Source organism: Paenibacillus sp. P4_A7 (genome assembly GCF_056402455.1).
Genome location: NZ_JBFUHJ010000292.1, coordinates 1 through 7041, shown reverse-complemented (window position 1 = coordinate 7041; position 7041 = coordinate 1). Strand labels below are relative to the sequence as shown.

8 protein-coding genes are annotated in these 7041 nt (G+C 44.5%); 5 read left to right on the top strand and 3 right to left on the bottom strand.

The window, feature by feature from the left end; translation table 11 throughout:
* From AC1DWN_RS24005 to AC1DWN_RS23995, 3 genes are all read right to left on the bottom strand, one after another.
* A partial coding sequence (locus AC1DWN_RS24005) for an NAD(P)/FAD-dependent oxidoreductase (RefSeq protein ID WP_477561415.1) occupies positions 1-656 on the bottom strand: 656 nt, incomplete at its 3' end.
* Positions 657-900: 244 nt separating this feature from the next.
* A complete protein-coding gene (locus AC1DWN_RS24000; protein WP_477561414.1) occupies positions 901-1569 on the bottom strand; it encodes a PspA/IM30 family protein in 669 nt (222 codons plus the stop codon).
* A 61-nt stretch (positions 1570-1630) separates the two neighbouring features.
* Entirely contained in the window at positions 1631-1852 is a 222-nt protein-coding gene (locus AC1DWN_RS23995) for a PspC domain-containing protein (RefSeq protein ID WP_477561413.1), read from the bottom strand.
* A gap of 235 nt (positions 1853-2087) precedes the next feature.
* Between AC1DWN_RS23995 and AC1DWN_RS23990 the strand changes: the two genes are divergently transcribed.
* The 5 genes from AC1DWN_RS23990 (at position 2088) to AC1DWN_RS23970 (ending at position 7020) form a co-directional block, all read left to right on the top strand.
* A complete protein-coding gene (locus AC1DWN_RS23990; protein ID WP_477561412.1) occupies positions 2088-3392 on the top strand; it encodes an MFS transporter in 1305 nt (434 codons plus the stop codon).
* Positions 3393-3632: 240 nt separating this feature from the next.
* Positions 3633-4823, top strand: coding sequence for a LolA family protein (locus AC1DWN_RS23985; RefSeq protein WP_477561411.1), 1191 nt, complete (start codon positions 3633-3635; stop codon positions 4821-4823).
* A gap of 148 nt (positions 4824-4971) precedes the next feature.
* On the top strand, positions 4972-6159 hold the full coding sequence (gene alr, locus AC1DWN_RS23980; RefSeq protein WP_477561410.1) for an alanine racemase: 1188 nt from the start codon (positions 4972-4974) through the stop codon (positions 6157-6159).
* Between the two features lie 225 nt (positions 6160-6384).
* On the top strand, positions 6385-6666 hold the full coding sequence (locus AC1DWN_RS23975) for a ribbon-helix-helix protein, CopG family (protein WP_475812111.1): 282 nt from the start codon (positions 6385-6387) through the stop codon (positions 6664-6666).
* A 3-nt stretch (positions 6667-6669) separates the two neighbouring features.
* Positions 6670-7020 carry a type II toxin-antitoxin system PemK/MazF family toxin gene (locus AC1DWN_RS23970; protein WP_197937475.1) on the top strand — a complete coding sequence of 117 codons (351 nt, stop codon included), beginning with the start codon at positions 6670-6672 and terminating at the stop codon, positions 7018-7020.
* The last annotated feature ends 21 nt before the right edge of the window (positions 7021-7041 follow it).

Sequence of the window (7041 nt, the reverse complement as noted above, 5' to 3'; positions counted from 1 at the left end):
CCAGTGAATGAAGTTACCGTCTGGCCCAGTGCCAGCTGAACTCCACGTTCTACAAGAGCTTGTTCGGTTAGGTCAGTAAACTCTTGGTCTAAATATTTATAAAGGATGCGATCCATATTATCAATTAATGTAACTTTCTTGCCTAGCATTTCAAATGCTTCAACCAACTCAATACCGATGTATCCTGCACCAATGACGGCAATTCGGTTAGCCGTTTTCGCTTTTTCGATAATGGTCTGTGCGTGGTTATAGTTTTTACAGAGGACGACGTTGTCTAGATTGATCCCATCCATCTGCGGGATAATCGGCCAGGAGCCTGTTGTTACGACAAGCTTATCATAACTATGCGTGAATTGTTCACCAGTCTCTAAGTTCGTTGCTTGCAGCGTCTTAGCCTCAGTATCAACATTCTTCACATCATGACGCATGAGCGTTGTTACACCGAGATCGGCTAGCTGGTTTGGCGATGCATAGAATAACTCATCTGCGTTTTTAACAACTCCGCCTACATGAAGCGCGATTCCACACGAGAGGAAGGAGATATTGTCATTCCGTTCAAAAACAGTTATTTGAGCGTCCGGGTATAAGCGAGCTATTCCAGTAATGGCAGCAGTACCAGCATGCGTACATCCAATAACAGCAATCTTTGTTTTCATCGTATATCCTCCTTAGATGTAGTAGGGCGAAGAGACTTGTAATGAACACAACGCCCAACTAGGTGAAAAGTTTCACAATCTTCTCTTGTTAGTATTATATGTGTTATGTATTAATATGACAATGAACAACTTGTGACATTTATCACAATCGATTAAAGAAAGAAATGACGGCAAATAGAAAAGGGTGAAACAGAAGATTATTTCTGTATCACCCTATCGTATATTGGTCAATTGCTATCTAGAATTAATGATTGGATTGCTTCTGTAAGAGACGCTTCAACTCTTCATCCACACGAGCATTTCGTTGCTCTTGCTGCTGCTCGAAGCCTTGTCCAGTGGCATATTGGCCGTATGAGCTTTTGGCAAGCTCGCGCTCCGCTTCCCATTCCATTACCTTTTGTTCGATTCTCTCAAAGCCTTGTACAGCCGAGCTTCCATAAGGGGAATGTGCAGAGGAGCTGTTAGATGGTCCGCCCGTCTGCCTCACCCGAGTAATAAGCTCTGTACGTTTAGCCTGCAATCGGACCTTCTCTTCCTTTAACGACTCTACGCGATGTGCAAGGTCTAGTGTCGCTTGCTCGGCAATATGATGAAGTCTTGATGTCTCTTCAGCTTGCTCCAAATAGAGAAGTTTCGCTTCAAGAGCTGTCCGTGCTTCAGCTTCGCGTCCTTCAACTGCGGCGTGTTCCGCTTTGTCATTGTAATAGTCAGATTGTCCGTGTAATTCACCAAGTTTTGCTTGGAGCATTCGCGTCTGCGCTAGTTGCCCTACAATAGCGTGTTCGACCTTCGAAATTTCCTCGTCCAGATCTCTTAAGTAATGATTAAGCATCATTACCGGATTTTCAATCTTATCAAGCATCTCATTTGCTGCTGCCTTTGTCATGCTAACGACCCGATTTAAAATTCCCATTTCTTCATCTCTCCTCAAAAAGTTTAGGATGCTGCACACTACTGTGTACACATTGGCTTAATTAGTAATTAGTGTGATCGACATATGTGAAGCTGTTGCTTGAATCTTTAGGTATAAAGAGTGTTGCAATAAAGTAAGCCAAAATAACTCCACCAAAGCTAAAGAATGCAGCTATGACAACTAAAAGTCTAACAATTGTGGAATCAATGCYCAGCCATTGTCCGAGGCCTCCGCAAAGACCTGTAATTTTGCTATCCGTTGTTGATCGAAACAATTTTTTCATATTCAAACATCCTTTCGTGTTGCTCATCTATGTCTTAATTGTAGAGTGTGTGTGACGGTTTCGTAACGGTCCTTAGACCATTAGCTGTGCTGGTCTTTAGGCGGGGAGCATCTGCGACGGATGACGGGGGGAAGTGCAGGCAGAGGTAGCTAACGAAATATAATGATCCCAGTTTTCAAAAAAAATTGTATAATTTGTTCATGTCATTGTTCGTAGGGGAAAGGGGTTCTTAGTGATGCAGAAGAATAGTAGTGATCTCGTTTCCTCACAGACGCAACCAGCTAAGTTGCAGCGTTACATAGATTCTCCAAGTGAGCGAGAACGGCTTTATCGACGTACGTTGGTCATTATAGTTATTTCACAAATCTTTGGAGGAGCGGGTCTTGCGGCGGGTATAACTGTTGGAGCTTTACTTGCACAGGATATGATTGGCACAGAGGGCGTTACAGGCGTTCCAGCTGCTTTATTTACTTTGGGATCTGCGGTTGCAGCATTACTGGTAGGTAGGCTTTCAGAGCGGTATGGGCGACGAATAGGTTTAGCGTCAGGATTTCTTGCAGGCGGTATTGGTGCGATTGGAGTCGTAGTTGCAGCCGTTACTGGTAATATTGTTCTTCTTTTTGCATCATTGTTTATTTATGGTGCAGGCACGGCGACAAACTTACAAGCACGATATGCAGGTACCGACATGGCTCCTTCAACAAAGCGTGCAACTGCAATCAGCATCGCATTAGTTTCCACTACACTAGGTGCTGTTGCTGGACCTAATTTGGTTGATGACATGGGATGGTTTGCTGTTTCTATTGGAGTTCCAGCGCTAGCAGGTCCATTCATTTTGGCAGCAGCAGCATTCATCCTTGCTGGTTTGGTACTGCTGATCTTGCTTCGCCCTGATCCGCTCCTTATAGCAAAAGCAATTGCGACAGTACAGAGATCAAATGAAAGTATTCTAGCAGACACGAACGCCACTACATTAGTTATTAACAAAAGAGGAGTAGTGGTTGGAGCAACAATTATGATCTTAACTCAAATGGTTATGGTAGCCATTATGACGATGACACCGATCAATATGAGYCATCATGGACATAGCTTAAGTGACGTAGGATTGGTCATTGGTATTCATGTTGGCGCCATGTATCTTCCTTCACTTATAACAGGCATACTCGTTGACAAAGTAGGAAGAACTGCAATGGCAATTGCTTCAGGTGTCACGCTGCTTGCTGCAGGTATTCTTGCCTCAGCCGCACCTGCTGATTCAATGCCGCTGCTCATCATCGCTCTCGCTTTGCTTGGGTTAGGATGGAACTTTGGTTTGATAAGCGGCACCACACTCATTGTGGATGCGACGACTCCGACTACTCGTGCAAGAACACAAGGAACGGTTGACGTAACTATTGCTTTGGCTGGAGCATCGAGTGGAGCGTTGGCGGGGTTGGTCGTAGCGAATTCAAGCTATATGGTACTTTCTCTTGCTGGGGGAGTACTTGCACTACTATTTATACCCGTCTTGATCTGGTCTCGAAAAACAACCGTTAAATAACTGTTGCTACACCTGAGATAGCTTTGAAAACCAGAAGTCCTAACATTTATCTAAGCTCTTTCACATTCCGATTGGAGTCTGAAAGAGCTTTTTCGATATGTCCTTTCCTTGCTGATGCTTATCTTATTGACGACGCTGAATAAAGCTTGTCATGCTTGTCAAACTAGTCCGCATAAATGTCCAAGTCCCCTCATAGACATGTTATCAGATGGAAAAACATTGTGCAGAGGGGATGATTACATGCGTCGCATCACATGGACCGCGGCAATTTTATTATGTTTTGCATTAGTAATGAGTGCTTGCGGTACGAAGGACGCCGAGTCCGTAGTTAAGGATCTCGACAAGTTTGTAAACAATATGGAAAGCTATCAAGGAAGCGGGACAATGACCCTGCATACCAGTCAGCAACCGCTCGAGTACAAGGTGGAAGTATCCTATCAGAAGCCTGAATTCTATCGCATAAAGCTTACGAATGAAGAGAAGGACATTACGCAAATCGTACTTCGTAATGCTGACGGCGTATTCGTACTAACACCGAAGCTGAACAAAGTATTCCGGTTCCAAAGCGATTGGCCGCAAAATCAAGGACAGGTTTACTTGTATCAAACGCTTGTACAAAGTATTTTAGTGGATGGATCGCGTCACTTTGCAGTGGATGAGAATGCTTACGTATTTGATGTAATGGCCAACTATAACAACGGATCGCTTGCTCGTCAGAAAATATGGCTTAATAAATCCGATTATAAGCCGGTTCATGTAGAGGTTAGTGATACGAATGCGGCCTTGATGGTCGAAGTGAAATTCGATTCCTTTGAATTCGGTCCGAAATTTGATAAAACCGTATTTGAAACGGAAGCGAATATGAAGGCTCAGCCTTCCGGTACGACAGAAGAGCCGACCATGACAACACCAGAGAAGATCGGTGACGGCACTACGAATGAGGTTGATGCACCCGACAATAAAGCAAATGTGAAAGGTGATAAACCCGAAGGCGGTACGGCTGTAGATGGTGATGATCAAGCCATTAATGAAGATGAAGAAGATGCTAACGTTGACGAGGATGCAGCAGCAGGAGTAGACGGTGAGGCAAAAACTCCATTAACGGTTATGCTGCCTTCACACACTCCGGTTGGTGTGAATTATCAAGATTCGATAGACATTGTGTTTGGTGGAAACCCAGGCGTAATGACAAGGTATGCTGGCGATTATAGCTATACGCTTATTCAAACGAAGCCAAATGATATGGCGGCAACCTATGTGCAAGGAGATATGGTTGATTTAGGCTTCACGATAGGTGAGCTCAGTGGTGATGAGCAGTTGACGCTAACTTGGACGTATGAAGGCAATCAGTTCCGTTTAACAAGCGGAAACCTTACCGATTCAGAATTAATTAAAATAGCACAGTCTGTTCAGGCTGAAGCAGGAAAATAATACGATAATGGATTTTTATTTCCAAGACGTACTAGCCAATTCTGGGGTTCATTTCATTGACAGTCTTAGCAGCAACGTATAACATTATTACTATTGATGTTTGCTGCTCGGATTGTAATGGCTACCAGATGAGGAGAAGGTGAAAGGCTTGGATTCGTTTTATCGCCCGACTAAGGCTGAATTATCATTGGATGCATTAAAAAATAATTTGCAAGCTTTCCGTAACGTGATTCCGACAGAATGCCGTCTTATGGCTTCGGTTAAAGCAAATGCATACGGACATGGCGCAGTTGAGATTGCACGTGAGGCTGAGCGCTTTGGTGTTGATTACCTAGGCGTAGCTTTTCTTGATGAAGCGCTGCAACTGCGTAATGCTGGCATTCAAACACCCATTCTAGTACTCGGCTTCGTACCAGCGGATGCGCTCGAGTTAGCTAGAGAACAGAATATTACAATAAGCTTGTTTAGAGAAGATGTCATTGAAGCGGCTGAAAGGCTGCCAGTGGACGCGAGCGGCCGAAAGCTTAAGGTACATGTGAAGCTTGATTCCGGCATGGGACGGCTTGGTGTGCTTGGCAAAGAAGCCGCAATAGCGTTCATTGAGAGAGCTTTAAAGGTATCTCAGCTTGATGTGGAAGGTCTATTTACGCACTATGCAAGAGCGGATGAGGCTGACAAGAGCTATACAAGACTGCAATACGACAGGTTTCGAGAAGTAGCAGACTACGTGAAGCAGCAAGGACTGCCGATTCCAATTATTCATGCAGCGAACAGCGCAGCAGGAATTGATACGCCAGAATGGGCGGTTGGCATGATTCGCCTGGGGATTAGCATGTACGGTTTATATCCATCTGTAGAGGTTAATCAGCAACGCATCGAGCTTGAGCCGGTGTTGACCCTTAAAACAGAAGTAGTAATGGTCAAAACAGCGCCAGCTGGCTGGGGAATCAGCTATGGCTCCCGTTATGTCACGGAAGGCGAAGAACGCATTGGAACACTTCCAATCGGGTATGCCGACGGGTTCAGCCGTATGCTTACAGGTAAAGCACACGGGCTTGTGAGGGGTGTTAAATTACCGATTCGCGGTACGATTTGTATGGACCAATGCATGATTGCTCTTGATACCGTCGTATCAGACATGGATTCGTTGCCTGTAGCACCAGGTGAAGAGGTTGTATTGATCGGACGTCAGGGAGACGCAGTCATTACGGTTGAAGAGGTTGCACAACAACTGGGCACCAATAACTATGAAGTAATTTGCATGCTAGCGGCTCGTGTGCCTCGTGTATATATAAGCGGCGGCCAAATTATGGATATTCGCAACCCATTAGCTTAATCCGGATTAAAATGGTTTTTATTACAACTGACATTTTTTTATGAATGAAGAGGATTTTCGCTAAAGATCACGAATTAATATGTCAGTTGATCTGCGAATGTTATACATGAAAACATACAGCATAATTGATATACGATGATCATAGATATGTTGAAGTATAGCGAAGGCAATATATTGTCATAATGTGTATTAAGGTTTTGGAAAAGTTTTGGGGGTGCGAGTTCGGTGGCCAATGTGCAAAATACCAAGAGGATCATGATCAGCCTACCAGATCATTTGCTGGAGGAGGTCGACGGGATTGTCGCCAAGGAAAACTCCAATCGCAGCGAGTTTATTAGGCAAGCCATGAAGCTCTATCTTGTGGAGCGCAAAAAACGTCAGATCCGTGAATCCATGCAGCGCGGGTATATGGAAATGGCGAAAATTAACCTGAACATGGCCTCGGAAGCTTTTCAAGCGGAGGAAGAAGCAGACCATATGCTGGGCCGTCTTGTAAGCGGGGTGTAGAGCTTGATTGTAAAACGCGGAGATGTGTTTTTTGCGGATTTATCGCCTGTCGTCGGATCGGAGCAGGGCGGCGTACGCCCGGTTCTTGTCATTCAAAATGATATTGGAAATCGATTTAGCCCAACAGTAATTGTTGCGGCCATTACCGCACAAATTCAGAAAGCTAAGCTGCCAACTCATGTCGAGATGGATGCGGCGGTGCATGGCTTTGATCGTGATTCCGTTGTGCTTCTGGAGCAGATACGGACGATTGACAAGCAAAGGTTAACCGATAAGATTACGCATTTGGATGATGAAACAATGCGCAAGGTTGATGACGCTTTGTTGATTAGTGTTGGTTTAATTGATTTTTAAATAAGGAACAGGGCCATGCAG

Bases quoted from the DNA above. Each gene is read 5' to 3' on its own strand.
- AC1DWN_RS24000 (WP_477561414.1), bottom strand. From the start codon at position 1,569: ATGGGAATTTTAAATCGGGTCGTTAGCATGACAAAGGCAGCAGCAAAT.
- AC1DWN_RS23985 (WP_477561411.1), top strand. From the start codon at position 3,633: ATGCGTCGCATCACATGGACCGCGGCAATTTTATTATGTTTTGCATTA.